Raw genomic sequence first — 24,260 nt, 5'->3', positions numbered from 1 at the left:
TGCGAGTCAGTACAAAGAGATATTCGAATTACCCTCACGAACCGCTTTTACGAAAAGGAGCATGCATGCTGTCCTGATTAGTGAAAGAACGGATCTGTCCGTTATCAGTGTAAGTGAAAAGACGTGATTTGTTGTCTTTTAAGCAGGGTGGTACCGCGATATATATCGTCCCTTCGTTCATTCGAAGGGGCGTTTTTTATGTTGAATTGTAAAAAAAGGAGAATTGGATATGAGTCAATTGATGGAAGAGTTATCGTTCAGAGGATTAATTCAGCAGCAAACAGATGAAGAAGGTTTAACAAAATTATTAGCAGAAGAAAAAATCAAGCTTTACTCCGGCTTTGATCCGACAGCTGACAGCTTGCACATTGGTCATCTATTGCCAATTTTAACATTACGCAGATTCCAGGAAGCGGGCCATCACCCGATTGCTCTTGTTGGCGGCGCGACTGGACTGATCGGCGATCCTAGCTTCAAAAAAGCAGAACGTTCACTAAACCCAGCAGAAATCGTAGAGCAGTGGTCAGATAAAATCAAAGGACAGCTGTCGCAATTTCTTGATTTTGAAGCAGACGAGAACCCAGCCGTAATCGTGAATAACTACGACTGGATCAGCCAGATGAATGTCATCACGTTCCTTCGTGATATTGGAAAGAACTTCGGTGTGAACTTCATGCTGGCAAAAGATATCGTCAGCTCGCGTATCGAGACAGGAATTTCGTACACAGAGTTCAGCTACGTCATCCTGCAATCTTTAGACTTCTTAAACCTTTACAGAAATGAAAACTGTAAGCTGCAAATTGGCGGAAGTGACCAGTGGGGAAATATCACATCTGGACTTGAGCTGATTCGTAAGTCTGAAGCAGAAGGGGCAAAAGCATTCGGTCTAACGATGCCGCTTGTCACTAAAGCAGATGGCACGAAGTTCGGTAAAACAGAAGGCGGCGCCATCTGGTTAGATAAAGAAAAAACATCTCCATATGAGTTCTACCAATTCTGGATCAACACAGATGACCGTGACGTCGTGAAATACTTAAAATACTTTACGTTCTTATCGAAAGAAGAGATCGCATCGTACGAAGAAAAAGTACAAACAGCTCCTGAAAAGCGTGAAGCACAGCGCCGTCTAGCAGAGGAAGTCACAACACTTGTACATGGACGTGAATCACTAGAACAGGCTGTCAACATCTCAAATGCGCTATTCAAAGGCGAGATCAAATCTCTTTCAGCCGAAGAAGTCAAAGTAGGCTTTAAAGATGTTCCATCAATGGAGAAAAGCAGCACAGAAGAATTAACACTTGTCGATGTCCTTGTTGAATCAAAGCTGTCTCCATCAAAACGTCAAGCACGTGAAGACATCACAAATGGTGCAGTTTCCATCAACGGAGAGAGACAAACCGATAAAGACTACGTCCTTTCAGCTGAAGATCGAATTGAAAACCAATTTACCGTCTTAAGAAGAGGGAAAAAGAAATACTTCCTTGTGAATTACAAATAAGAACGATGTGCAGCCGGCTGCGATAACCGGCTGCTTTTTTTATGCAAAATGAGAGATGAGTGCTCTTTGAAGAGTCTAATAGACTGTTCAAAGAGACTTTGTCTAGTCTTTTGGCATTGGCGTTGAGAGAGTCAAAGGTGCTTTTTCATTATTTATTTTCTATAAATTGATTGAACAAACAGTGCCTTGTTCACTTTTTTTACATATTTTTCTTGTATAAAATAGAGTCGAATAAGATGAATAAGGGGGAATGAAAGTGATTCGTTTTAAGAAAAGGAGTTTGCAAATTCTTGTTGTGCTTGCATTGGTGATGGGTTCAATGGCCTTCATCCAGCCAAAAGAGATCAGAGCGGCTGAGCATAATCCGGTTGTGATGGTACATGGCATGGGCGGTGCGTCTTATAACTTTGCTTCGATTAAAAGTTACTTGGTATCACAAGGATGGGATCGAAACCAATTATTTGCTATCGATTTCATAGACAAAACAGGTAATAACCGCAACAATGGTCCGCGTCTATCCAGATTCGTCAAAGATGTGCTAGCCAAAACAGGTGCCAAAAAAGTTGATATTGTGGCTCATAGTATGGGCGGAGCGAACACGTTATACTATATTAAGAATCTAGACGGCGGCGATAAAATAGAAAACGTCGTTACACTTGGTGGAGCGAACGGACTCGTTTCACTCAGAGCATTACCAGGCACCGATCCAAATCAAAAAATCCTTTACACCTCTGTCTATAGCTCAGCCGATCTTATCGTCGTCAACAGCCTCTCGCGTTTAATTGGCGCAAGAAACGTCCTCATTCACGGCGTTGGTCACATCGGTCTATTAGCTTCAAGCCAAGTCAAAGGCTATATCAAAGAAGGACTGAATGGCGGGGGACAGAATACGAATTAAAAAATGAAAAAAGACAGCGACTTGTGCTGTCTTTTTTTGATGTCATCGGACATATGACAGCTGCTAGATGATGAAAGAAGGTTATAATGGAGGTAAAATGATGACACAAAAACTCAAGCAATATTTTTTAAGATATTTCCTCTATTATCCGTGCTCATTTCTCCTCATCTATTTCATCTGGATGAAGTTTGTTAAATCAGTTCAAATAGGCGAGGTGATGTCCAACTGTATTCAATCATTGGTATCTATTACATCGTTGCCAGTGTGTGGTTTGTTTTTTTGATGCAAAAACAGGCAAAACATCATTAAAAGCATGTACAAATGGATCACCATTCCTTACACTACATGTAGTAAATGAGAATCTACGGAGGTGGGCGTTTGTGCAAAAGAATCAAAAGGCTTTGATCATTGTGGATGTACAGAAGGCGTTCGAGCATGAAAAATGGGGAGAACGAAATAATCTAGATGCAGAGAAAAATATCAGTCGTTTATTGACGTTTTGGAGAGAGAAAGGCTGGACAGTGATTCATATTCAGCATACATCTGACAAGCCGGACTCCTTATTTCATCCGGCAAATGAAGGGCATCTCTTCAAAGATATCGCCAAACCGCTAGATGATGAAATGGTGATACAAAAGAAAGTCAACAGCAGCTTTATTGGCACAAATTTGGAGGAACAACTAAGATCAAACGAGATCGACACTGTTGTAATCGCAGGATTAACAACACCGCACTGCGTATCTACAACAACAAGAATGAGCGGCAATCTAGGCTTTGATACATATCTCATTTCTGATGCATCTGCTGCCTTTGGACTAACAGATCAAAACGGTACATATTATGATCCCGAAATGATTCATCGGCTATCACTTGCTACATTGCATGATGAATTTGCTACTGTCATGACAACAGATCAATTGATTAGTAATTGGATGGTAAAATAAAAGATATCGCTATACGCTTAATAATACTTGAGTGAACCATGGAACAAAAAAATCCTCTGGAATTCTAGGGGATTTTTTTCATGATAGATTATATAGTTTTGGATAGCTTCTTGAGACAGGCTAGTCATCATGAAAAAGTTTAGCGCAAAATACAATCAAATTTTCACAACCAAAAGACTTTTGGAATACTATAGAAATTTATATTTATTCTACGCTTATCTTTATTCTTTGTACGTTTTACTTATCTGCACCTATTTACAGATGTAACATATGAATAATGATAAAGGAGATGAACAACTGATGGGTTGTGATAAGTATAAAAAATGCCCTTATTGTAAACAGAAACTATCAAAATCAAACTGTTGCATCATTTGTGAAACAAAAGTAATTGTAGGGCGACGAGGATTACGGGGATTACGAGGGATTCGAGGAGCTACAGGAGCTACAGGAGTCACTGGACCTACAGGGGCCGCAGAAGCCACCGGAGCTACAGGAGCCACCGGAGCCACTGGTCCAACAGGAGCCACAGGAGATACCGGAGCAATCGGTCCAACAGGTGCTACAGGAGATACCGGAGCGATTGGTCCAACAGGAGCCACGGGAGCAACGGGTGCCACGGGAGATATCGGAGCCACTGGTCCAACAGGAGCCACAGGAGATACCGGAGCAATCGGTCCAACAGGGGCTACAGGAGCCACGGGAGATATCGGAGCCACTGGAGCAACGGGTGCCACGGGAGATATCGGAGCCACTGGTCCAACAGGAGCCACAGGAGATACCGGAGCAATCGGTCCAACAGGGGCTACAGGAGCCACGGGAGATATCGGAGCCACGGGAGCAACGGGTGCCACGGGAGATATCGGAGCCACTGGTCCAACGGGTGTCACCGGAGATATCGGAGCCACTGGTCCAACGGGTGTCACCGGAGATATCGGAGCCACTGGTCCAACAGGAGCCACAGGAGCCACGGGAGCGATCGGTCCAACAGGGGCTACAGGAGCCACGGGAGATATCGGAGCCACCGGAGCAACGGGAGCCACGGGAGATATCGGAGCCACTGGTCCGACAGGGGCTACAGGAGATACCGGAGCGACGGGAGCAATCGGTCCAACAGGAGCCACGGGAGATATCGGAGCCACCGGAGCAACGGGAGCCACGGGAGATATCGGAGCCACTGGTCCGACAGGGGCTACAGGAGATACCGGAGCGACGGGAGCAATCGGTCCAACAGGGGCTACAGGAGATACGGGAGCAATCGGTCCAACAGGGGCTACAGGAGCCACGGGAGATATCGGAGCCACTGGAGCAACGGGTGCCACGGGAGATATCGGAGCCACTGGAGCAACGGGTGCCACGGGAGATATCGGAGCCACTGGTCCGACAGGGGCTACAGGAGATACCGGAGCGACCGGTCCAACAGGAGCCACGGGAGTCACAGGTGCAGGGCTAGCTGAATTTGCATATGTATACAATCTAAGTGCTCAAACAGTAGCTTTAGAAGCCCCGGTGATTTTTGACTCAACTGGAATTACTACTCCTGGTATTACACATGCCCCTGGAACTTCTCAAATTATAGTGACCAATCCAGGAAACTATGAGGTTACTTTTTCAGTTTCTGGCGTAGAGCCAAATCAATTCACCCTATTTGTAAATGGAGCTCCTGTGACGAACACAGTTTATGGTTCAGGAGCTGGTACTCAACAGAATAACGGTCAGGCCATCCTCGCTCTAGCAGCGGGTGACACGCTTACTCTTGTAAACCATACTTCCGCAGCAGCAGTTACTCTTCAAACTCTAGCAGGAGGGACCCAAACAAATGTGAACGCTTCTATTATTATTAAAAAATTAGACTAACTTAAATGTTTAGAGGTGCTTTTAGAAGCACTCAAAAGGACCTTTTCATTTGAATATCTTTTTTCAGCCGTTTCTTGGAAGTCTTGCCCGGTGCTCGTCTTGTGCATAGTCTGTTTCCCATTATATGTTTTAAATTCATTTGTTCATACGAGAATACAAACAAAAAACCCTAGACCACCTTGAACAATCAAGGTCTCTAGGGTTTGTTTGATTTCTCTTTAAGAGAGTAATGAAATTAACGAGAGTAGAACTCAACGATTAGTTGTTCGCTGATTTCAGGCGCTAATTCAGAACGCTCTGGAAGACGAGTGAAAGTTCCTTCAAGCTTTTCAGCATCGAAAGAAAGATATTCAGGAACGAAGTTGTTTACTTCAACTGATTCTTTCACAACTGCAAGGTTTTGAGATTTCTCACGAAGAGCAATCGTTTGACCTGGTTTCACAGAGAAAGATGGGATGTCTACACGGCTTCCATCAACAAGGATGTGACCATGGTTGACTAGCTGACGAGCTTGGCGGCGAGTACGAGCAAGGCCAAGACGGTATACTAGGTTGTCAAGGCGAGTTTCAAGAAGAATCATGAAGTTTTCACCTTGTTTACCAGGAAGTTTAGCAGCTTTGTCAAATAGTGTACGGAATTGACGTTCGTTGACACCGTACATGTGACGAAGCTTTTGCTTCTCTTGTAATTGTAAACCGTATTCAGATAGTTTTTTGCGTTGTCCTGGACCATGTGGGCCTGGAGCGTAAGGGCGTTTTTCAAGTTCCTTACCTGTTCCGCTTAATGAAATGCCTAAACGGCGGGAAATCTTCCAACTTGGACCTGTATAGCGAGCCATAATGTGACTCCTCCTTATTTGTTTTTATTTGTGAAAAATAAAAACCGTCTGTTCTTTGTCTTTTCCGTCATTATGTTTTCATGCATCCTCGCTCCAGCAGCAGGGAGTTACAAGATGCACCTTCAAATAGAAGGAACAAAATGATACAAAAAAGCCGAACAAAAAGGCTGCCATATTTCACACAAATTCTATTATATGACGCTGGATAGGAGAAGTCAACCTATTTAGAGGCAGACGTGACGCTTCACGTTATGCGAAGAAAAATAAAAAAGCAGACAATGTGCCTGCTTTTTTGCAAGATTACGCATCTGTAGAGATGGATAACGCCTTTTGGAGCACCTCGGTAAATTGAATTAAGTAAGTTTCATCTATTTCACTGAAACGGTCTTTCACGGGGCTGTCAATGTCGAGTACCCCAATGATCTGTCCATTTACCTTGAGCGGAACGACAATTTCAGATTGCGATGCTGCATCACATGCGATATGTCCAGGGAATGCATGCACATCAGCGATACGCTGGACTTCACCTGTTGCAAACGCAGTACCGCAAACGCCTTTTCCAGACGGGATTCGCACACATGCAGGCAGTCCGTTAAACGGTCCGAGCACAAGCTCGCCCCCTTTAGCCAAATAAAATCCAGCCCAATTGACCTCTGGGAGTGAATGGTACAATAGCGCCGCAGCATTTGCCAAATTGGCAATCAGATCAGGCTCACCATCTGTAATGGCTTCTACCTGTTTAACAAGCAATTGATAGTCTTTTGATGGATCGCCAGACTGTTTTTCGACATGAAACATGAAAATCTCCTACTTTCTATCTCAAAAATACATAACTTGCGTCTCGCATGTGGGATTTGTCGAGCAATTGTAAAAGGAACTTCCGCCTTCATCTTGAAGTATGTACACATGAAGAGGGGTGAGCGGATGAAAACATCAACAACCGTGCAAACAAAAGACCGTATTATTGAAGCTTCCATCAGACTTTTTAACCAAAAAGGATTTTCTGGAACCTCTGTCCGTGAGATTGCGAAGGAAGCAAACGTCAACGTTGCCCACATATCTTATTACTTTCAAGGAAAAGGAGGGCTGCTTGAGCAGCTTGTATCCGATTTTTATGAAGGCTATATTCACATGATTGAATCACATATCCATCACATGGAAACTCGTCACGCAAAAGAATGTTTACTTCATGTGGTTTTTGATATTTTATCTTATCAGCACGAACACCGTCAATTAACCCGTTTTGTTTATCGAGAGGTGACGATTGATTCGACGCTCATTAGAGAAATTATGTCGACCTATTTAACAAAAGAAAAATATTTGTTTCAGCTCATCATTGAAAAAGGGAAAAACACCCATGTGATTTGTGAGCAGCTCTCACTCTCATCGTTTATGATTCAACTGAAATCACTACTCATGATGCCCTATTTACAGCCGCAATATTTAACAGAGGTGCTTTATTTGAATCCAAATGAGCCATATTTCTATCAAATGTATTTTAAGGAACTAAGCCGCTCGCTTCATCATTTACTAGAACCAAAAAAGCCGGCATTAGATTCTCACTTAAAACTCATGATGTTTTCGAATTGATCATAAGCATATCCGAGATCTTCCGCTTGATGGGCATCAGACCCGAATATGAGCGGAATTTTTTTCTGTTTTGCAAGATCAATCATCCATTGATCTAAATAGATACTTCTGGCATATGTTTTACGAAGACCTGATGTATTAAAATCTAAGGACATGCCTTTTTTTGCCGTTTCTTCAAGACAAAGGGTGACCTTTTGACAAAGTTCAGGCGGCATCTCAAATGGGAAAAGCTGTTTAAATTTCTGCACAAGGGTGATATGACCGATTCTCTTTGGCTTATAGCGACCTAAAGATGATAGAATAGAAGAATGAATTTGGTCATAGTAGCTTTGATAGACCTGTTCGATGCTGCCATAGGCGCTTATTAGCTGCTTGAAGGCATGCTCGTCAAAATCAAGGCAAATATAATCATCGCCAGCAGGAAGAAAGTGAACAGATAAAATGCTATCGTCTAGTTCTGGACCGTAGCAGTCTAAAAAGGCACTTGTTTCCTCTTCATACTCTTTGATATAGTCAACCTCAAGCCCAGTTTTTACTATTAATTGGCCTTTGTATTCCTGTTTCAACTGATCCAATTTCGTTATATACGAGTCAAGTTCTTGGAGCTTCATGGCACTATCCTGCTCTGGTGTTGGATCTCGAAACGATGGAGGCAGAGGGGCATGTTCGGTAAAGGTTATGGAATCAAATCCCTTTTTGATGGCTTTTTCAATATAAGAATGAAAAGGATCAAGCGAGCCGTGCGGGCAAAACGGTGTATGTAGATGTGCATCCTGCTTCAGCATGTCGTCACCTCTTGTCGATATTTTGAAAAACGTGATGTTTATCAGCGAAAATAATGAAAAATCATGACCAAAAATGCTGGTTACATGGTATCATAATAACAATGAAAACGACAGCTTCCGCATACATAAAAGCAGGTCACATGGATACGTGTGATCAAATGATAGAAAGCGCTCAAATACTTTCTTGAAAAACATACATAAAACCGTGAATGGATGGTATTGGAAAACATACGATCCTGTTTATAAAAAGACAAATGCAAAGCGGACACGAAAGGGTTCTCAGGTCTACTCGGGACACTTTTACCCTGACATCACTTAGATCACAACAAGGGGGCTCATTATGGAGTTTATCATCGGTTTAATTGTCATTTTGCTTGCTTTGTTTTCAGTCGGTTATTTCCTGCGAAAAAATATATATAAAGAGATTGACCGATTGGAAGCATGGAAAATTGAAATTTTAAACAGATCAATTGTAGAAGAAATTTCAAAAATCAAACATTTAAAAATGACCGGAGAAACAGAGCAATTTTTTGAAAGATGGCGTGCAGAGTGGGACGATATCGTCACAGCCCATCTTCCAAAGGTAGAGGAGCTATTATATGATGCAGAAGAGTATTCTGATAAATATCGATTCTCCAAAGCCAAGCAGGTTCTTACGCATATTGAGGACTTGCTGAGTGCTGCTGATTCGAACATTGAAGACATTTTAAAAGAAATTGCAGACCTTGTCACAAGCGAGGAGCAAAATCGCAAGGACATTGAAAAGGTCAAAGAGCAATATCAAACAGTTCGAAAAAATTTGCTTGCGTATAGCCATTTATATGGCACCCTTTATGACAAAATGGAGCAGGACTTAGATGAGGCCTGGGAAGGGATCAAGCAGTACGAGGAAGAAACAGAAAACGGAAACTACATGAAGGCAAGAAAGATTTTGCTTGAGCAAGACCGCAGACTCGACCAGCTTCAACTATATATCAATGATGTACCAAAGCTTATTGCAGACTGCAAACAAACCGTACCAGGTCAGCTGACGAAGCTGAAAGACGGATATCAAGAAATGACAGAAAAAGGCTACAAGCTGGAGCACATCCAGATCACGAAAGAGCTGAAGACTTTAAACAAACAGCTTGCGAGAGCGGAAAAATTGCTCATTGATGAACTCAATTTAGAAGAGGCATCAAGCATTCTGCAAATGATCAATGATGCGATTGAGACGCTGTATGATCAGCTGGAGGCGGAAGTAGAAGCAGGTCAGGAAATCAAAAGCAAAATGCCTGAGCTCACAGAAGCATTCGAGAAGCTCGAACAAGATCACACACAAACAAAGGCAGAAACGGCTCTTGTGAAAGAAAGCTACAAGCTGACAGCAGGAGAGCTCGATCAACAGAAAGCATTCGAAAAACGTTTAGAAGAAATTGAAAAGCTGATGAAACAAATCCGCGAGAAGCTTGATCGTGACCACGTGGCATATTCATTATTAATGGATGAAATCAATCAGCTGGAGACGTTTATCGATGATGCAAAAGCATTGCATGACACATTTAAAGGTCATCTACAATCATTAAGAAAAGAAGAATTAAAAGCGAGAGAAACACTGGCTGAGCTCAAAACCATGCTGACAGATACAGTCCGCCAGCTGCATAAAAGCAATATCCCAGGTGTACCTGCTGAGATGAAAGAGCGGGCTGAAAAAGCGCAGGAGATGATCCAGCAAGTGCATGAGCAGCTGGAAAACCTGCCGCTCAACATGCCGGCAGTGAATCAACAATTAAAAGAAGCCTCTGACACAGTCAGAAATGTTGTGGATGAGACAGAAGAAATGCTCAGTAAAGTGGATCAAATTGAACGAATCATTCAATACGGCAATCGTTTTAGAAGCCAAAACCACATTCTTTCAGAACAACTAAAAGAGGCGGAACGAAGATTTTACGCTTACGATTACAACGGATCATTTGATATAGCAGCTGCGGCTGTTGAAAAAACATCACCCGGAGCTGTCCAAAAGCTGTTAGCTCAGCAAGAAAAAGAGTATCAGCACCAATAAAAAAGCTGAAGTCCATTTACAGGACTTCAGCTTTTTTCTGTTAAGATGCTTGTTTCTCCCGCTTTTGGGAAGCAGAAGAAGTGAAAAGAGAAAGAACGAACCCAATGACCACTCCGAAAATAGCAGGAACAACCCAGCCAATACCAAGGTCATATAAAGGTAATATCGTTTGAAAGAGATCCTCCACTGGTCCAATCGGGAGTTTCGCTGCTACTAAGCCGTCAAACAAACTGACGCAGCCAGTTAAAATCAAAGTAAGGACATAAACAGGTCTTCTTTGACCAAGCCATTTATCTGCCAGCGATAACACAATGATGACAATCGCTAGCGGGTAAATGGCAGTTAAAACTGGTACAGAGAAAGCGATAATATGAGCAAGTCCAAAATTTGAAATGATAAAACTGAATAATGTCACTAGTGTAACGACCATTTTATAAGAAAGTTTAGGTAATAAATTTGAGAAATACTCTCCGCATGATGTAACGAGACCGATACTTGTCGTTAAACAAGCAACCGTAATCGCAGCACCCAACACAATATTTCCTAAACTGCCAAATAGGAATTGAGAAGACTGAGCCAAGATTTTACTGCCATCTCCAACAAAACCAATGGCGTGTGTACTTGAAGCGCCTAAATAAGCAAGAGATAGATAAACAAATGTTAATCCGCAAGCTGCAATCAGACCCGCTTTGATACAAGCAGAAGTCAGTGCCTTTTTACTTGTCACACCGCGTCCTTTAATGGCGTTGATGACAACAACCCCAAACACAATAGAAGCAAGAGCATCCATTGTTTTATAGCCCTCTAGAAATCCTTTGAAAAATGATCCGCTGCTATAGGATACATCAGGTGTGCCAACGGCGCCCATCGGCGTTAAAATGGCTTTGACAATAATAATAAAAATAATCGTAAATTTAATTGGTGTTAACACTTTCCCTACACGATCCACAATCTTCGTTGGATTTAGAGCAAGATAATATGTAATACCAAAAAAGACAAGTGTGAATAAAAGAAGTGAGAGCCAAGCTGGTACACCTGCTAAAAAGGGTAATGCACCAATTTCATATGAAACCGTTCCTGTACGAGGAATAGCGAAAAGCGGCCCAATAGATAAATATAAAATGACGGTAAACGCTGTTCCAAAAGCTGGGTGAGCTTTATCAGCTAATCCTTTCGCATCTCTACCTGTTAAAGCAATCGCAATAATCCCTAGAAGAGGTAAACCGACACCTGTTAATAAAAATCCGCCCATTGCTTTCCACACATTTTGCCCAGCATATTGCCCAAGCTCTGGTGGATAAATCATATTTCCGGCGCCGAAGAATAGAGCAAATAACATAAAACCGATAATAACTGTATCTTTCGTCGACAAAGTTGCCTTCATTGCATTTAAAGCCTCCATATTATGTTGAAATATTCTGTTAATTAGTTGCTAAGTAACCGTTCATCATTAACATTCACTAATTATAAAGGATGTACGCCTGATGTCAACATGTGTTTTCGTACAAAAGTCATGAATTTTTCTATTTTAGTATATGGAGAACAATAAAAAACATCCCCTTCCAATGAAGAAGGGGATGTTTCGGTTTATGACTATGAGGCGAGCTGTTTGGGCGGGCTGGTAAACATCGAAATAAGTAAACCAACCACAGCACCGATAATGGCTGGTACGATCCAGCCAATGCCTAAATTGTAAAACGGTACGATTGAACCCAAGATGTCAGGCAAGTCACCGAGATTCATTTTGGCAGCTAATAATCCATCAATGATGGCAAAGAAACCAGTAAAGATGAGGGATACGATATAAATGACTCGTCTGCCGTTAATCCAGCGATCAAGGAATGACAATAAAATAATAACAATTGCCAGTGGATAGATTGTCACAAGAACTGGAACAGATAGAGAGATAATTTGTGCCAAACCAAGGTTTGCAACCAGTGTACTAAATAAAGAAACAATTAGAACGACTGTGTGATAAGAAAGGCTAGGGAAGAGCTTTGAAAAATATTCCCCACAGGATGAAATAAGTCCAACACTAGTCGTTAAACAAGCGAATAAAATGGCTGCGCCAAGTACAATGTTTCCAGCAGAACCGAATAAAAAGTTGGCAGAAAGTGAAAGCAGTTTGCCGCCGTCATTTGCTCCAACCATTCCCGTCACATCGGGACTTGAAGCACCCACATAAGCAAGTGAAATGTACACCAATGCCAGCCCAACAGCTGCCACGAGTCCTGCTTTAATACAAGCCGCTGCAAGAGATTTACGCTCCGTGATGCCTCTTTCCTTAACAGCTGTCACCACGACGATCCCAAATACGATAGAAGCAAGAGCATCCATTGTTTTATAGCCTTCTAAAAATCCAGTGAAGAGCGGGTTTGCTTCATATGTTGCATCAGGAGCACCGATCATTCCCATTGGCGTAGCAATGGCTTTAATGACAATAATGGCAATAACAGTTAATAAGATCGGTGTCAAAATTTTACCAATTCGATCAACTAGCTTTGAAGGATTTAAAGCTAGCAGGTATGAAATAGTGAAAAACATAACGGTAAAGATGAATAGTGGTACCCATGAAGTGGACTGTGCCCCTGACAGAAATGGAGCTAATCCTATCTCGTATGAAACCGTACCAGTTCGCGGAATAGCGAAAAATGGTCCGATGGATAAATACAGAATAACGGTGAAGATGGTCCCGAATTTTGGGTGCGCTTTATCCGCAAGGCCTTTTGCACCGGTACCTGTAAGGGCGACTGCAATCACCCCTAGAAGCGGAAGACCTACTCCTGTGAGTAAAAATCCACCGATGGCAAGCCATACATTCTCACCCGCATATTGTCCAAGAACAGGTGGGAAAATCATATTTCCTGCGCCAAAGAATAATGCAAAAAGCATTAGACCAATGGCTAGCGTCTCTTTTATACTTAAACTATTTTTCAAAATAGTTCCTCCTTAATCAGTGTAGTGTGTCAAATTAAAATATTCTGACAATTTGGATGATCGTGTGACAATTGCACTATGGATGATATAGTGAAAATGAAAAGTTGTCAACTGCCATTTTCAGAAAATTCTCTGTCTGACTTCATTATGGTAACATATAAATGCATTTATTTTTTAAGCTTTTTGTAAGGAGTTACAATATGATCTATCTTGATAATAGTGCAACAACCAAGCCTTATCCAGAGGTTATACAAGTATATCAGCAAGTGAGTGAGCGTTTTTTTGGTAATCCGTCTTCGCTTCATCAGCTCGGAATTGATGCCAGCCGGCTGCTAAGTGAAACGAGAAAACAAATGCTTCACTATACAGGATTGAAACAATATGAGATTATTTTCACTTCTGGTGCAACAGAAGCAAATAACATTGCCATTAAAGGAGCAGCTCTAGCCAAAATGAACCGGGGGAAACATATTGTGACAACAGCAATTGAACACCCCTCTGTCATCGAATCGTTTGAACAGCTGAAGGCTTTATTTGGCTTTGAAATCTCCTATATTCAAGTAGATGAGCATGGCCATGCTGATATGAATCATTTAAAAGAAGTGATACGCCCTGATACAGTACTGGTCAGCATGATGCATGTCAATAACGAAACGGGTGCCATCCAGCCGATTGAAGAAGCTGCTGGCATCATTCGTGAGCATGCCGAAAATGCCCTTTTTCATGTCGACGGGGTCCAGGGAATGTGCAGAGTAGCACTTAATAAACAGCTGGATGTGGATCTTTTGACGATATCTGGCCACAAAATTCATGGCTTAAAAGGGACAGGAGCGCTCTTTTTAAAGAAAGATGTTGTGCTTGCCCCTTTCATCACAGGAGGAGAGCAGGAATTAGGACTACGGTCAGGTACTGAAAACCCTGCTGGTGCTGTCAGCTTAGCAAAAGCCATGAAACAATCATTCGAACGGCTGAAAAATTATCATGATGAAATGCTTAACTTAAAAACGCAGCTGCAAAAACAGCTTGGAGAAATAGAAGGTATTGTCATCAACACACCGCTGACGCAAAGTGCGCCGCACATTGTGAATTTTTCAGTGCCAGGTATTCAAATCGAGGTTCTTCTCCATATGCTTGAAAAAGACGGCATGTATGTCTCGACAACCTCTGCCTGCTCAGCCAAGAAAAAAGAGCCAAGCCGTGTGCTGCTAGCGATGGGGAAACCGGAAGAAGCGGCTAAAAGCAGTATGAGAATCAGTTTGACATATGGCCAAGGACCAGAGCTAGCGCCGCATATCATCACAACGATCGCACAAAGTGTGAAAAAATTAAAAGGAATGAGATAACAACATGAAATATGATCATATTTTAGTCCGTTTTGGTGAGATTTCAACAAAAGGGAAGAATAGAAAGAAATTTATTGAAAAACTAAGACAGCATATCCGATTTGTATTAAAAGATTTTGATGCATTAAAGTACGCATCTGACAGAGACCGCATCACGATCATGCTGAACGGAGAAGACCCTGAACCGATTTCAGAACAGCTTAAAGGTGTATTTGGCATACAAAGCTTTAGTCTTGCGGTGAAATGTGAGACAAATCTCGATGCCATCAAAGAAGCGTCACTCACAGCGGTACAGGAAGTATATGAACAAGGAAATACATTTAAGGTCTCAACGAAACGCTCTTATAAACAATTTGAACTTGATTCAAATGAAATGAACCGCGAAATTGGCGGATATGTGCTGAAGAATACGGAAAACTTAACGGTCAATGTCAAACAGCCGGATGTACATTTGCGCATAGAAATAAGAGAACATGCGACGTATATTACATTTAAAGATGTCAAGGGTGCTGGCGGCCTGCCGGTTGGTTCAAGCGGAAGAGCGATGCTCATGCTTTCAGGCGGCTTTGACAGCCCAGTTGCCGGCTATCAAGCAATGAAACGCGGGATTCAAATTGAGGCTGTACATTTCTTTAGTCCCCCATATACAAGTGAACGTGCCAAGCAAAAGGTCATTGATCTTACAGAATGCTTAGCAGCATATGGAGGCGAAGTGAAGCTTCACATCGTTCCTTTTACAAAAATTCAAGAGCTGATTCACAAACAAGTACCTGAAAACTATACGATGACATCAACAAGAAGAATGATGCTGAAAATAGCTGATAAAATAAGAGCGAAGCGTGATGCTCTTGCGATTATTACTGGTGAAAGCCTTGGACAAGTCGCAAGTCAGACACTTGAAAGCATGTATGCGATTAACCATGTGACCAATACACCAATCATTCGACCGCTCATTGCTGTTGATAAAAATGACATTATTGATGAAGCGAGACGAATTGGCACTTACGAGACAAGTATTCAGCCTTTCGAGGATTGCTGCACGATCTTTACGCCGCCATCTCCTAAAACAAAACCAAAGCTTGAGAAAGTAGAACGCTACGAAAGCTTTGCTGATTTCGAGCCGATGCTCGACGAGGCAGTGGATCAAATGGAAACGATCATCGTCACAAATGAGAAGAAAGCGGCAGACGAATTCGCTGATTTATTCTAAAACAAAAATTTCATAATAATTACCATAAAATCAATCGCATGAAGTCATGTGTTTCTACACATTCTATATTCACAAGGAGGTGAGAACACATGGCTCAACAAAACAGACAAAGCAGTTCTAACCAATTACTAGTACCAGGCGCTGCACAAGCAATCGACCAAATGAAGTACGAAATCGCTTCTGAATTCGGTGTAAACCTTGGTGCAGAAACAACATCTCGCGCTAACGGATCAGTTGGTGGAGAAATCACTAAGCGTCTTGTATCTTACGCTCAACAACATATGGGTGGCGGATCTTTCTAAGACACACAATTAAAAAGTTATGGCTTAGGAGCGGGATCATTCCCGCTCTTTTCTTTTTGTACATAAAAATAGTTTGAATATTTCTAAAAAAGAAGACGAATGAAAAAAATTATGGCATAATACTAGGAGTAGGTCCTAATTCAAGCATTTTTCAGTTATGAGTGTTAAAATAGGTAAATTGAAACATGTTTCGTTTCATAGAAAGAGGCTAAAAGGAGCTGTACCATGAAAAGAGAAGACTTAATTGCACCAGAACAATATAACTTAGTCAGTGAGATTGAAGCGTTCAGTCATGACAAGGAGAAAATGGCCCTGCACTGGCAGGATGGAAATGGCCACGAAGCGCATGTGACGTATGCAGCTTTAGTGGAAGAAGCAAATAAAATTGGTCATGTATTATTAAATGCAGGCTTTAAAAAAGGCGATAAAATCATTGTGATGGTGCCGCGCATGCTAGAGGCATACAGCATTTATTTAGCAATTTTGAAAACAGGAATGGTCGTCATTCCTTGTTCAGAAATGCTGCGTGCAAAAGATTTAGATTACCGAATTGAACATGCAGAAGCAAAGGGAGCGATTGTTTACTCTTCATTCATTCAATCGTTCGACGGAACCAATCAGCCAAACGATTTTAAAACATTCTCAATCGGTGAAAACGATCATGGCTGGACAAATATTCTAGCGCAAAAGGATCAACAATCAAGTGAGCTGCAAATGGCTCCAACAACACGTACAGACATGGCGTTCTTATCCTATACATCTGGTACGACAGGTCATCCAAAAGGGGTTGTTCATACACACGGATGGGCGTATGCACATTTACGCACAGCTGCCAAAGCATGGCTCTCTATTAATGAGGGAGATAAAGTATGGGCGACAGCAGGACCAGGCTGGCAAAAATGGGTGTGGAGCCCTCTCTTATCAGTGTTAGGAAGTGGAGCAGAAGGCTTTGTATACGGAGGGAAATTCAATCCAAATACGTACTTAGAGCTGCTTCAAAAAAATGAAATCAATGTCCTATGCTGTACCCCGACAGAATATCGTTTTATGGCGAAAGTAGATGACTTGAGTCAGTACGAGCTGCCAAAGCTGCATAGTGCCGTTTCTGCGGGAGAGCCGTTGAACCGTGAAGTCATTGATACATTCAAAAAGCATTTCGATATAGAAGTACGAGATGGCTATGGCCAAACAGAAAGCACACTGCTCGTAGGGGTGCTAAAAGGAATGGACATCAAGCCAGGCAGTATGGGAAAACCAACACCTGGCAATGAAGTCGAGATCATTGATGAGGACGGCAGCGTATGCGCTCCTGGAGAAGTTGGTGACATTGCGGTCCATCTCGAAACGCCGGCGCTATTTAAGGAATACTACAAAGATGAAGAGCGTACAAAAGCGCAGCGCCGCGGAAATTACTTTATTACCGGTGACCGCGCGAAAAAAGACGAAGATGGGTACTTCTGGTTTGAAAGCCGCAGAGATGATATCATCGTCAGCTCAGGCTATACCATTGGGCCGTTTGAAGTAGAAGATGCACTGATTAAACACCCAGCAGTCAAAGAATGTGCGGTTGTGGCTAGTCCAGATGAAATCAGAGGATCAATTGTGAAGGCATATGTCGTCCTGCGTGATGGATCAGCACAAAGTGATGAGCTGATCAAAGAGCTGCAGACACATGTGAAAAACACAACAGCACCTTACAAATACCCAAGAGAAATTGAATTCATTGACGAACTGCCAAAAACACCGTCAGCGAAAATCCGCCGTGTCGAGCTGAGAGAAAGAGAGCTTGCACGAAAAGGATCATGATGAATAAACGAAAAGCGTTTGGATGGAAGCATCCAGCGCTTTTTTTTACGGAAAATCAAATCCGCTGGAAGCGGTCATGATGTTCTATGATAAAATGTGTAAGAATTGCTGGAAAAGGAGAATGTTAGAAGATGTTCATTGCCATCATTCATGGAATTGTGCTTGCCTTTGGTCTCATTTTACCATTGGGCGCACAAAATGTATTTGTGTTTCAGCAAGGAGCGCTTCAGCCGCGATTATATCAGGCCTTACCTGTCGTTATCACTGCTGCTCTTTGTGACACACTATTAATTGCATTAGCTGTCATTGGTGTTTCAGTTGTGGTGTTCACCATTCCTGTACTGCAAATCGGCCTTTATATTATTGGGTTTTGTTTTTTAGTTTATATGGGATGGTCCGTGTGGAACACAAGCTCATCATCAGGTGATAAAGAGAAGCAGGAATTCATGCCTGCGAGAAAGCAAATTGTCTTTGCCTGTTCAGTTTCACTTTTAAATCCCCACGCCATTCTTGATACAATTGGTGTGATTGGAACAAATTCGCTTCAATATAGCGGGGCAGAAAAACTGGCATTTACACTCGCCTGTATCATCGTGTCCTGGTTATGGTTTATTGGGCTCGCTTTTTTAGGGAAGATGCTAGGGAAGTTAGATACAAACGGCGAGTGGATGAACCGTATCAATAAAGCTTCAGCGGTCATGATCTGGCTTGTCGCGTTATACATTGCGTATCAATTGATTGTATAAAGGTTCATAGAGAAAAAAGCGAGAAGCGTCTGGGCGGATTAGAGCCCGCGCTTTTTTGTATTTTGAAGTTTAGCAACCTTTGCATGAGCGTATCTCCCATGCTTTCCTCATGAGGTCATTTTTTGAAAATCGTTTGATTTAATAGGCGGAGAGCTTGTACGATGTCATCCATTTGTTCTGTATCTGTGGAAGATAGGCTGTCTAATAGCATCCTTTCGATATGCTGGAAAGCATCGTTCATACAAGCGCGGCCTTTGTCAGACAGCATGATCACATGCTTTCGCTTATCATCTTTGTCTTCCTTTTTATCTATAAATTGTTTTTCGTGCAGTTTTTTTAGTTCTCTGCTGACATTTGGAAGAGACATGTGCTGACAGTCGGCAATTTCACTAGGCGTAAGCGGTTCGCTGACAGCTAGCTGCTCTAGAATTAAGTATTGTAAGGTCGTTAGGTCAACTGGTTTGACTTTGCTCATCAGGGCGTGCTTCAGCTCTGAAAAAGTAGAAGCAAATGCTACGAATTCCTTGAAGAAATGGGGATGCTTCATGTTTATCACCTCCTATGTAACATACCAAAATTATTATCAAAAAACAATTATCATTTGACAACTAATTAAGAGGGGTATATCATTTAGTTATCAAATGATAACAAAAGGAGACAACACATGAATCTACTCATTATTTATACTCACCCTCATCACAATAGTTTAAATGGTGCTTTTTTAAAAGAAATAATGAAAGGCAGTGAAGAAAATTCACTTGTTCATGAAGTGGAAATCATCGATTTATACAAAGAAGAATTTGATCCTGTGCTGATTTTTAATGAAGAGAAAAAAAGGCGTGATATGCATAAGGACCCTGACATTCGGGTGTATCAGGAAAAGATCAAATGGGCAGATAAAATTGTGTTCGTTTATCCCATTTGGTGGGGGCGGCCGCCAGCCATGCTGCTTGGCTTTATTGACCGCATGTTTGCTGCGAATTTTGCTTACTGTCAAACAGGCGGGCTGCTTCCAGAAGGCCTGTTAAAAGGAAAAAGTGCTGTTTGTGTATCGACAATGCAAGGGCCAACCAACTACCCTTTATTCTTTTTGCAAAATGCACACAAGATGTTAATGAAAAGAGCCCTCTTACAATATGTCGGAATCAAACCTGTGAAGTTTTTTGAGTTCGGCATGATGGAAAGTCCAAAAGGGAAACATGAGGCTAAATTAAATCGTATTTACAACTATTTCAAAAAAATCAGCTCATAAAACAGTTGGTGAAGTCACTTTTCTTCTAATTCGATCCTTTTATGTTTTAAAATGACAGTGAGGGTGGGGGAACTCTTCCTCGTCATTTGAAAAGGGGGATATGGATGAAGAAAACATTGTTTAAAGATGCAGCGATTTTAACACTTGATCCAACTTTAGGTTTTTTAGAAAAGGGAGATTTATTAATTGAAGGGACACACATTTTAGAGGTCGGACCTTTAATTGAAGCAAATGATGCTGACATTGTCGATGCGTCCGATATGGTGATCATGCCAGGGCTTGTGGATACACATCGTCATGTGTGGCAGTCTGTCATCAGAGGCATAGGCACAGATTGGTCTTTGCAGACATATTTGAGCAAAATCTATTATGGTAACTATGGTGCGATGAGACGCCCATCCGATGATCGAATCGCAAATTATTTAGGGGCATTAGAGGCGTTAGATGCAGGAGTGACCACATGTTTAGACTGGACGATGATCAATTCAATGGATCATACAGAAGAGCTCATCGGAGGATTAAAAGATGCGGGCATTCGAGCTGTTTTTGCTTTTGGCTCTTCTGGAGATGCTGAGTATTGGGATAGGGAGAGCACGCTCACCAATATGGAGGACGCAGCACGCGTGAAAAAAGCGCATTTTCAATCATCAGATCAGCTTTTGACGATGGGGCTTGCGATTCGTGGACCAGAGTTTTCTTCATGGGAAACTTCAGTATTTGAAATTGAAACAGCCCGGTCTCTAGATGCTCTATGCAGTATGCACATTGGCTTTGGAAACTGGGGAGCAGAGGATCGTTCGATTGAGCGGCTTCACAAAGCAGGGTTACTTGGACCTGACCTCAACATGGTGCATATCAATGCAATCGATGCGGATCAAATGAAGATGCTGGCAGACAGCGGAAGCTCCATATCCATTACACCTGAAATTGAGATGATGATGGGTCACGGTTATCCTGTCACAGGACTTGCGATCGAACAAGGTGTTCTTCCAACGCTCGGTGTAGACGTGGTAACAGCGACAGGCGGAGATTTGTTTGCTCAAATGAAATTCGGACTTCAGGCAGAGCGCGCGCTTCAAAATCAATCATTGCTGATGGAGGGAATCATGCCAGGACCTGAACTTGGGATTTCTGCTCATCAAATGCTTGAAGCTGCAACGATCAATGGGGCTCGTGCATTACAGCTTGATCATAAAATTGGCTCACTCACACCTGGAAAAGAAGCTGATTTCATCCTGATCGACCGGACAAGCATGAATCTTCTGCCGATGACAGATCCGGCTGGAGCGGTTGTCCAAACGGCACATCCTTCAAATGTTGATTCTGTCTATGTGGCTGGAAAAGCAGTGAAACGAAGCGGAAAGCTTGTTGGAGTGAACCTAGAAGAGGTCAAACGCAAAGCTTATGCGGCAAGAGATCATATTCTATCGCACAAGTTTGAATCAACTCCATCATAAACAAACATATCCCCATAGGCAGCGGCCTATGGGGAATAGATTACAAGGATTCTTTAATGACCTTTTTGTAATACTGGACAGATAGGAATCCGAAGACAGAATATAAAACCGTATAAATCGACATGACGATGAGCATTGGTGTCCACAGTTCACCGCCGAATAAAAACCAGCCAGACTGAACTGCAAAGTAGCTGTGCAGCAATCCGATGATGAGCGGAATCCCAAAGTTAAATAGCTGTTTGAGCCGAATGCCTTTTAATAGATCTTTCTCTGTAAAGCCAAGCTTACGTAAGATCGTGTACGAGCTTTGTTCTTCTTCACTTTCATTCATCTGTTTGAAGTATAAAATACAGCCTGATGTCACAAGGAAGCTTAGACCTAAAAATCCAACCACAAACATCATCAGTCCCATTGTTTGCTTTTGCTGCTGAGCTGAAGCTAATTGAGACATGCTGTCGTCACCTAGTTTTAAAGATGTAAACACATCATTGGCTTGTTCAAGGTTTTTATCATCTTTTATATTGACCGCGTTATATTGATTATTCTCAAGCTGCAGTTTAGGATCTTTCTGCTGGTCAAGCTTCTCAAAGACATTTTGACTGACGACGGCAACAGGCAGACCGCCAAAAGTGAATTTGTAAGAGATGATGTAATCTTTCTTCATATCAATGACTTTTAAATCAAGCGGCTTCTTGATGAGAAGTTTCACATCACCTGAGCTTTGAATCGGCATGAATTTCTTCAATAAATCACTGTAGCCGCTTAAGATGACTTCGTTGTTTTCCACATGAATATTAGGTGCATTTTTCTCACTGATCACAGGCAGTGTCAAGACTCCTGGATCCTTTTTCAAACTTTGTAATTCCGAATCCATGATCTTATGTGCATCAAAATCCGCTTGGATGACCTTGAACTGCTTTTTTTCATACGCAATATGTTTGTCAGAAAGTGCACGAGTGAAGGTATCGGCTTCTTTCTCTGAGCCCATGACAAAATGTGATGGAATCTGTTGTTCAGCCGTTTTTTCTGCTGAGTAATAGGAAATGTAGCTTAATGATAACAACCCGATGGCAAGTGCAGATACGGTTGTAATAATCGTTAAAAGCAGTGCATTTGATTTTAATCGGAACATTATAGATGACAAAGACAGGACTTCATGAATGGCGAGATAGCCATTTTTTCTTTTCCGTACAATATTGGCAATAAAAGAAACAGAGCCTTTATAAAAGAGAAAGGTACCGATAATGACAGAGGCTAGAATATAAATCATGGCTGAAAATAACTCAAGCATGGACGTATATGAGCCGCTAAAAAGCTGAGAAGAAATATAATAGCCTGAGATGATCAAGACAATACCGAAAACCCCAATGATGATTTCAAACACAGAGATCTTTTTCACACGCTGCTCTGTAGAAGACGTGGTTCTAAACAAAGATAAAATTGTCTGTTTACTAATAAACCGTCTATTTCTTAGCATAATTAATCCATAGATGATGAAAAAGACAATGAGCGTTTGCAGAAGGGCCATGCCTGAAAAATGCAGATGGGCGATGGCATTAACGCCTGTTACTTTAAATAGCACCATCAGCATGAGCTTTGAACCGATAAATCCAGCTATGATGCCAACAGCCATTGAGAACACATATAGGATGAAATTTTCTGCATTGAGCAGTTTGGCAATTTTTTGTTTCGTCATGCCAATGAGCTGCAGGAGACCTATTTCTTTCCCTCGGCGTTTAATAAAAATGCTGTTCGCATATAACAGGAAGATCCCAACAATGGCAATGAGCAGTACCGAAGCGGCTTTAATCGACGCACCGCCTTTAATGGACCCTTTTACATCATCAAGTGCTGGTGAGTACTGCAAGGTGACAAAAGAAAAGTAGAGCGCCACACTAAACACGAGAGCAAACACATATAAATAGTAATTCTTCAAATTTTTCTTCAGGTTACGGAAGACGAGCTGATTAATGTTCATGCTTCACACCGCCTAAGACACCTTGCGTTTTCATAATATCCTCGAAAAACATCTTTCTCTCTAAAGCACCTTTATTCAACTGAGTATAGATTTGTCCGTCCTTGATAAAAATGACGCGTCTTGAATAGCTGGCTGCGACAGGATCATGTGTCACCATGACAATAGTTGCTTTTCGTTTGCGATTGAAATCTTGCAGCTTATTGAGTAAATCAGATGCAGATTTGGAATCAAGCGCTCCGGTAGGTTCATCCGCGAAAATCAGACTCGGCTCATGAATGAAGGCACGAACTGCTGATGTCCGCTGCTTTTGTCCACCAGAGAGTTCATTCGGATATTTGTCTCTTAATTCATAGATGCCCATGTCCTCCGCGAGCTGTTGAAAACGTTCAAAAGCTTCTTTTTTCGGCGTTTTGGAGATGGATAATGGCAAGAGGATGTTCTCTTTGACCGTGAGTGTATCAAGTAAGTTATAATCCTGAAAGACAAAGCCAAGCTGCTTTTTTCTGAATTCTGCGAGCTGCTGATCCTTCATTTGTGTCATCTCAACATCTGCAATACGAATCGATCCGCTGGATACATGATCGATAGAGGACAATACGTTCAGAAGGGTAGTTTTCCCCGAGCCTGATGGCCCCATAATGCTGACAAATTCTCCGGCTTCAATGGTCAAATCAATGCCGCTCAGCACCTCTTGTTTGTTGAATTTATTTCCGTAGCTTTTATATATTTTGCGAGCTTCTAAAATGTTCATTTGTCGATCCCCTTTTTCTATTTAATT

General features: G+C 41.9%; 21 protein-coding genes and 1 other annotated feature (1 of these 22 only partly in view). Of the genes, 13 read left to right on the top strand and 8 right to left on the bottom strand.

Annotation, left to right across the window (positions count from 1 at the left end):
* Positions 1–176: a binding site (T-box leader), on the top strand (it extends 63 nt beyond the left edge of the window).
* A 53-nt stretch (positions 177–229) separates the two neighbouring features.
* From tyrS to MKZ03_RS13375, 4 genes are all read left to right on the top strand, one after another.
* The gene (gene tyrS, locus MKZ03_RS13390) at positions 230–1,498 is read left to right on the top strand and encodes a tyrosine--tRNA ligase (RefSeq protein ID WP_034665529.1); all 1,269 of its coding nucleotides are present in this window, start codon (positions 230–232) and stop codon (positions 1,496–1,498) included.
* 310 nt (positions 1,499–1,808) lie between these two features.
* Positions 1,809–2,396 carry an esterase/lipase family protein gene (locus MKZ03_RS13385; protein WP_370876317.1) on the top strand — a complete coding sequence of 196 codons (588 nt, stop codon included), beginning with the start codon at positions 1,809–1,811 and terminating at the stop codon, positions 2,394–2,396.
* Positions 2,397–2,776: 380 nt separating this feature from the next.
* Entirely contained in the window at positions 2,777–3,340 is a 564-nt protein-coding gene (locus tag MKZ03_RS13380; RefSeq protein WP_106031171.1) for a cysteine hydrolase family protein, read from the top strand.
* Between the two features lie 300 nt (positions 3,341–3,640).
* Positions 3,641–5,194 carry a BclA C-terminal domain-containing protein gene (locus MKZ03_RS13375; RefSeq protein ID WP_341032122.1) on the top strand — a complete coding sequence of 518 codons (1,554 nt, stop codon included), beginning with the start codon at positions 3,641–3,643 and terminating at the stop codon, positions 5,192–5,194.
* Between the two features lie 235 nt (positions 5,195–5,429).
* On the opposite strand, the gene rpsD is transcribed toward MKZ03_RS13375, so the two are convergent.
* The gene (gene rpsD, locus MKZ03_RS13370) at positions 5,430–6,032 is read right to left on the bottom strand and encodes a 30S ribosomal protein S4 (protein WP_034661940.1); all 603 of its coding nucleotides are present in this window, start codon (positions 6,030–6,032) and stop codon (positions 5,430–5,432) included.
* A gap of 300 nt (positions 6,033–6,332) precedes the next feature.
* A complete protein-coding gene (locus tag MKZ03_RS13365; RefSeq protein WP_095285580.1) occupies positions 6,333–6,830 on the bottom strand; it encodes a GAF domain-containing protein in 498 nt (165 codons plus the stop codon).
* 126 nt (positions 6,831–6,956) lie between these two features.
* On the opposite strand from MKZ03_RS13365, the gene refZ reads away from it, so the two are divergent.
* Positions 6,957–7,622 (top strand): forespore capture DNA-binding protein RefZ, encoded by a 666-nt coding sequence (gene refZ, locus MKZ03_RS13360; RefSeq protein ID WP_334750124.1) that lies wholly within the window; start codon positions 6,957–6,959, stop codon positions 7,620–7,622.
* Here refZ and hisJ read toward each other — a convergent pair.
* Positions 7,592–8,407, bottom strand: a complete 816-nt coding sequence (gene hisJ, locus MKZ03_RS13355; RefSeq protein ID WP_334750122.1) for a histidinol-phosphatase HisJ — start codon at positions 8,405–8,407, stop codon at positions 7,592–7,594. The genes refZ and hisJ overlap by 31 nt on opposite strands.
* A gap of 340 nt (positions 8,408–8,747) precedes the next feature.
* Between hisJ and ezrA the strand changes: the two genes are divergently transcribed.
* Positions 8,748–10,451: a septation ring formation regulator EzrA gene (ezrA, locus tag MKZ03_RS13350; protein WP_341032120.1), complete on the top strand. Its 1,704-nt coding sequence runs from the start codon at positions 8,748–8,750 to the stop codon at positions 10,449–10,451.
* Positions 10,452–10,491: 40 nt separating this feature from the next.
* On the opposite strand, the gene brnQ (MKZ03_RS13345) is transcribed toward ezrA, so the two are convergent.
* Entirely contained in the window at positions 10,492–11,835 is a 1,344-nt protein-coding gene (gene brnQ / locus MKZ03_RS13345) for a branched-chain amino acid transport system II carrier protein (RefSeq protein ID WP_060597011.1), read from the bottom strand.
* A 209-nt stretch (positions 11,836–12,044) separates the two neighbouring features.
* Positions 12,045–13,388 (bottom strand): branched-chain amino acid transport system II carrier protein, encoded by a 1,344-nt coding sequence (gene brnQ, locus MKZ03_RS13340; RefSeq protein ID WP_340973541.1) that lies wholly within the window; start codon positions 13,386–13,388, stop codon positions 12,045–12,047.
* A gap of 200 nt (positions 13,389–13,588) precedes the next feature.
* On the opposite strand from brnQ (MKZ03_RS13340), the gene MKZ03_RS13335 reads away from it, so the two are divergent.
* From MKZ03_RS13335 to MKZ03_RS13315, 5 genes are all read left to right on the top strand, one after another.
* A complete protein-coding gene (locus MKZ03_RS13335; protein ID WP_307500064.1) occupies positions 13,589–14,731 on the top strand; it encodes a cysteine desulfurase family protein in 1,143 nt (380 codons plus the stop codon).
* A 4-nt stretch (positions 14,732–14,735) separates the two neighbouring features.
* On the top strand, positions 14,736–15,941 hold the full coding sequence (gene thiI, locus MKZ03_RS13330) for a tRNA uracil 4-sulfurtransferase ThiI (RefSeq protein WP_106031174.1): 1,206 nt from the start codon (positions 14,736–14,738) through the stop codon (positions 15,939–15,941).
* An 89-nt stretch (positions 15,942–16,030) separates the two neighbouring features.
* Complete coding sequence (locus MKZ03_RS13325; protein ID WP_024424829.1) at positions 16,031–16,243, top strand: alpha/beta-type small acid-soluble spore protein; 213 nt, start codon at positions 16,031–16,033, stop codon at positions 16,241–16,243.
* Positions 16,244–16,468: 225 nt separating this feature from the next.
* Complete coding sequence (gene mbcS, locus MKZ03_RS13320; protein ID WP_060597007.1) at positions 16,469–18,049, top strand: acyl-CoA synthetase MbcS; 1,581 nt, start codon at positions 16,469–16,471, stop codon at positions 18,047–18,049.
* A 131-nt stretch (positions 18,050–18,180) separates the two neighbouring features.
* A complete protein-coding gene (locus tag MKZ03_RS13315; RefSeq protein ID WP_307500063.1) occupies positions 18,181–18,795 on the top strand; it encodes a LysE/ArgO family amino acid transporter in 615 nt (204 codons plus the stop codon).
* Positions 18,796–18,910: 115 nt separating this feature from the next.
* On the opposite strand, the gene MKZ03_RS13310 is transcribed toward MKZ03_RS13315, so the two are convergent.
* On the bottom strand, positions 18,911–19,342 hold the full coding sequence (locus MKZ03_RS13310; RefSeq protein WP_106031176.1) for a MarR family winged helix-turn-helix transcriptional regulator: 432 nt from the start codon (positions 19,340–19,342) through the stop codon (positions 18,911–18,913).
* Positions 19,343–19,459: 117 nt separating this feature from the next.
* Between MKZ03_RS13310 and MKZ03_RS13305 the strand changes: the two genes are divergently transcribed.
* Both MKZ03_RS13305 and MKZ03_RS13300 read left to right on the top strand, forming a co-directional pair.
* Positions 19,460–20,047, top strand: a complete 588-nt coding sequence (locus tag MKZ03_RS13305) for an NAD(P)H-dependent oxidoreductase (RefSeq protein WP_187704015.1) — start codon at positions 19,460–19,462, stop codon at positions 20,045–20,047.
* Between the two features lie 104 nt (positions 20,048–20,151).
* Positions 20,152–21,504: an amidohydrolase family protein gene (locus MKZ03_RS13300; RefSeq protein ID WP_340973536.1), complete on the top strand. Its 1,353-nt coding sequence runs from the start codon at positions 20,152–20,154 to the stop codon at positions 21,502–21,504.
* Positions 21,505–21,544: 40 nt separating this feature from the next.
* Here MKZ03_RS13300 and MKZ03_RS13295 read toward each other — a convergent pair whose 3' ends face one another.
* Entirely contained in the window at positions 21,545–23,482 is a 1,938-nt protein-coding gene (locus tag MKZ03_RS13295; RefSeq protein ID WP_340973533.1) for an ABC transporter permease, read from the bottom strand.
* On the bottom strand, positions 23,472–24,233 hold the full coding sequence (locus MKZ03_RS13290; RefSeq protein ID WP_003216695.1) for an ABC transporter ATP-binding protein: 762 nt from the start codon (positions 24,231–24,233) through the stop codon (positions 23,472–23,474). The genes MKZ03_RS13295 and MKZ03_RS13290 overlap by 11 nt, the downstream gene beginning before the upstream one ends.
* Positions 24,234–24,260 lie beyond the last annotated feature (27 nt).

It is taken from the genome of Bacillus sp. FSL R5-0431 (assembly GCF_038002985.1).
Taxonomy (GTDB): Bacteria; Bacillota; Bacilli; order Bacillales; family Bacillaceae; genus Bacillus.
This window is presented reverse-complemented; position numbering and strand designations above follow the sequence as displayed.

What these genes read in the sequence shown, in the direction of transcription:
- rpsD (WP_034661940.1), bottom strand. Translation starts at nt 6,032, where the DNA reads ATGGCTCGCTATACAGGTCCAAGTTGGAAGATTTCCCGCCGTTTAGGC.
- MKZ03_RS13290 (WP_003216695.1), bottom strand. Translation starts at nt 24,233, where the DNA reads ATGAACATTTTAGAAGCTCGCAAAATATATAAAAGCTACGGAAATAAA.
- mbcS (WP_060597007.1), top strand. Translation starts at nt 16,469, where the DNA reads ATGAAAAGAGAAGACTTAATTGCACCAGAACAATATAACTTAGTCAGT.
- ezrA (WP_341032120.1), top strand. Translation starts at nt 8,748, where the DNA reads ATGGAGTTTATCATCGGTTTAATTGTCATTTTGCTTGCTTTGTTTTCA.
- MKZ03_RS13315 (WP_307500063.1), top strand. Translation starts at nt 18,181, where the DNA reads ATGTTCATTGCCATCATTCATGGAATTGTGCTTGCCTTTGGTCTCATT.
- tyrS (WP_034665529.1), top strand. Translation starts at nt 230, where the DNA reads ATGAGTCAATTGATGGAAGAGTTATCGTTCAGAGGATTAATTCAGCAG.
- refZ (WP_334750124.1), top strand. Translation starts at nt 6,957, where the DNA reads ATGAAAACATCAACAACCGTGCAAACAAAAGACCGTATTATTGAAGCT.
- thiI (WP_106031174.1), top strand. Translation starts at nt 14,736, where the DNA reads ATGAAATATGATCATATTTTAGTCCGTTTTGGTGAGATTTCAACAAAA.
- MKZ03_RS13305 (WP_187704015.1), top strand. Translation starts at nt 19,460, where the DNA reads ATGAATCTACTCATTATTTATACTCACCCTCATCACAATAGTTTAAAT.
- MKZ03_RS13325 (WP_024424829.1), top strand. Translation starts at nt 16,031, where the DNA reads ATGGCTCAACAAAACAGACAAAGCAGTTCTAACCAATTACTAGTACCA.
- MKZ03_RS13335 (WP_307500064.1), top strand. Translation starts at nt 13,589, where the DNA reads ATGATCTATCTTGATAATAGTGCAACAACCAAGCCTTATCCAGAGGTT.
- MKZ03_RS13365 (WP_095285580.1), bottom strand. Translation starts at nt 6,830, where the DNA reads ATGTTTCATGTCGAAAAACAGTCTGGCGATCCATCAAAAGACTATCAA.
- MKZ03_RS13385 (WP_370876317.1), top strand. Translation starts at nt 1,809, where the DNA reads ATGGGTTCAATGGCCTTCATCCAGCCAAAAGAGATCAGAGCGGCTGAG.
- brnQ (WP_060597011.1), bottom strand. Translation starts at nt 11,835, where the DNA reads ATGAAGGCAACTTTGTCGACGAAAGATACAGTTATTATCGGTTTTATG.
- MKZ03_RS13295 (WP_340973533.1), bottom strand. Translation starts at nt 23,482, where the DNA reads ATGAACATTAATCAGCTCGTCTTCCGTAACCTGAAGAAAAATTTGAAG.
- MKZ03_RS13300 (WP_340973536.1), top strand. Translation starts at nt 20,152, where the DNA reads ATGAAGAAAACATTGTTTAAAGATGCAGCGATTTTAACACTTGATCCA.
- MKZ03_RS13375 (WP_341032122.1), top strand. Translation starts at nt 3,641, where the DNA reads ATGGGTTGTGATAAGTATAAAAAATGCCCTTATTGTAAACAGAAACTA.
- hisJ (WP_334750122.1), bottom strand. Translation starts at nt 8,407, where the DNA reads ATGCTGAAGCAGGATGCACATCTACATACACCGTTTTGCCCGCACGGC.
- MKZ03_RS13310 (WP_106031176.1), bottom strand. Translation starts at nt 19,342, where the DNA reads ATGAAGCATCCCCATTTCTTCAAGGAATTCGTAGCATTTGCTTCTACT.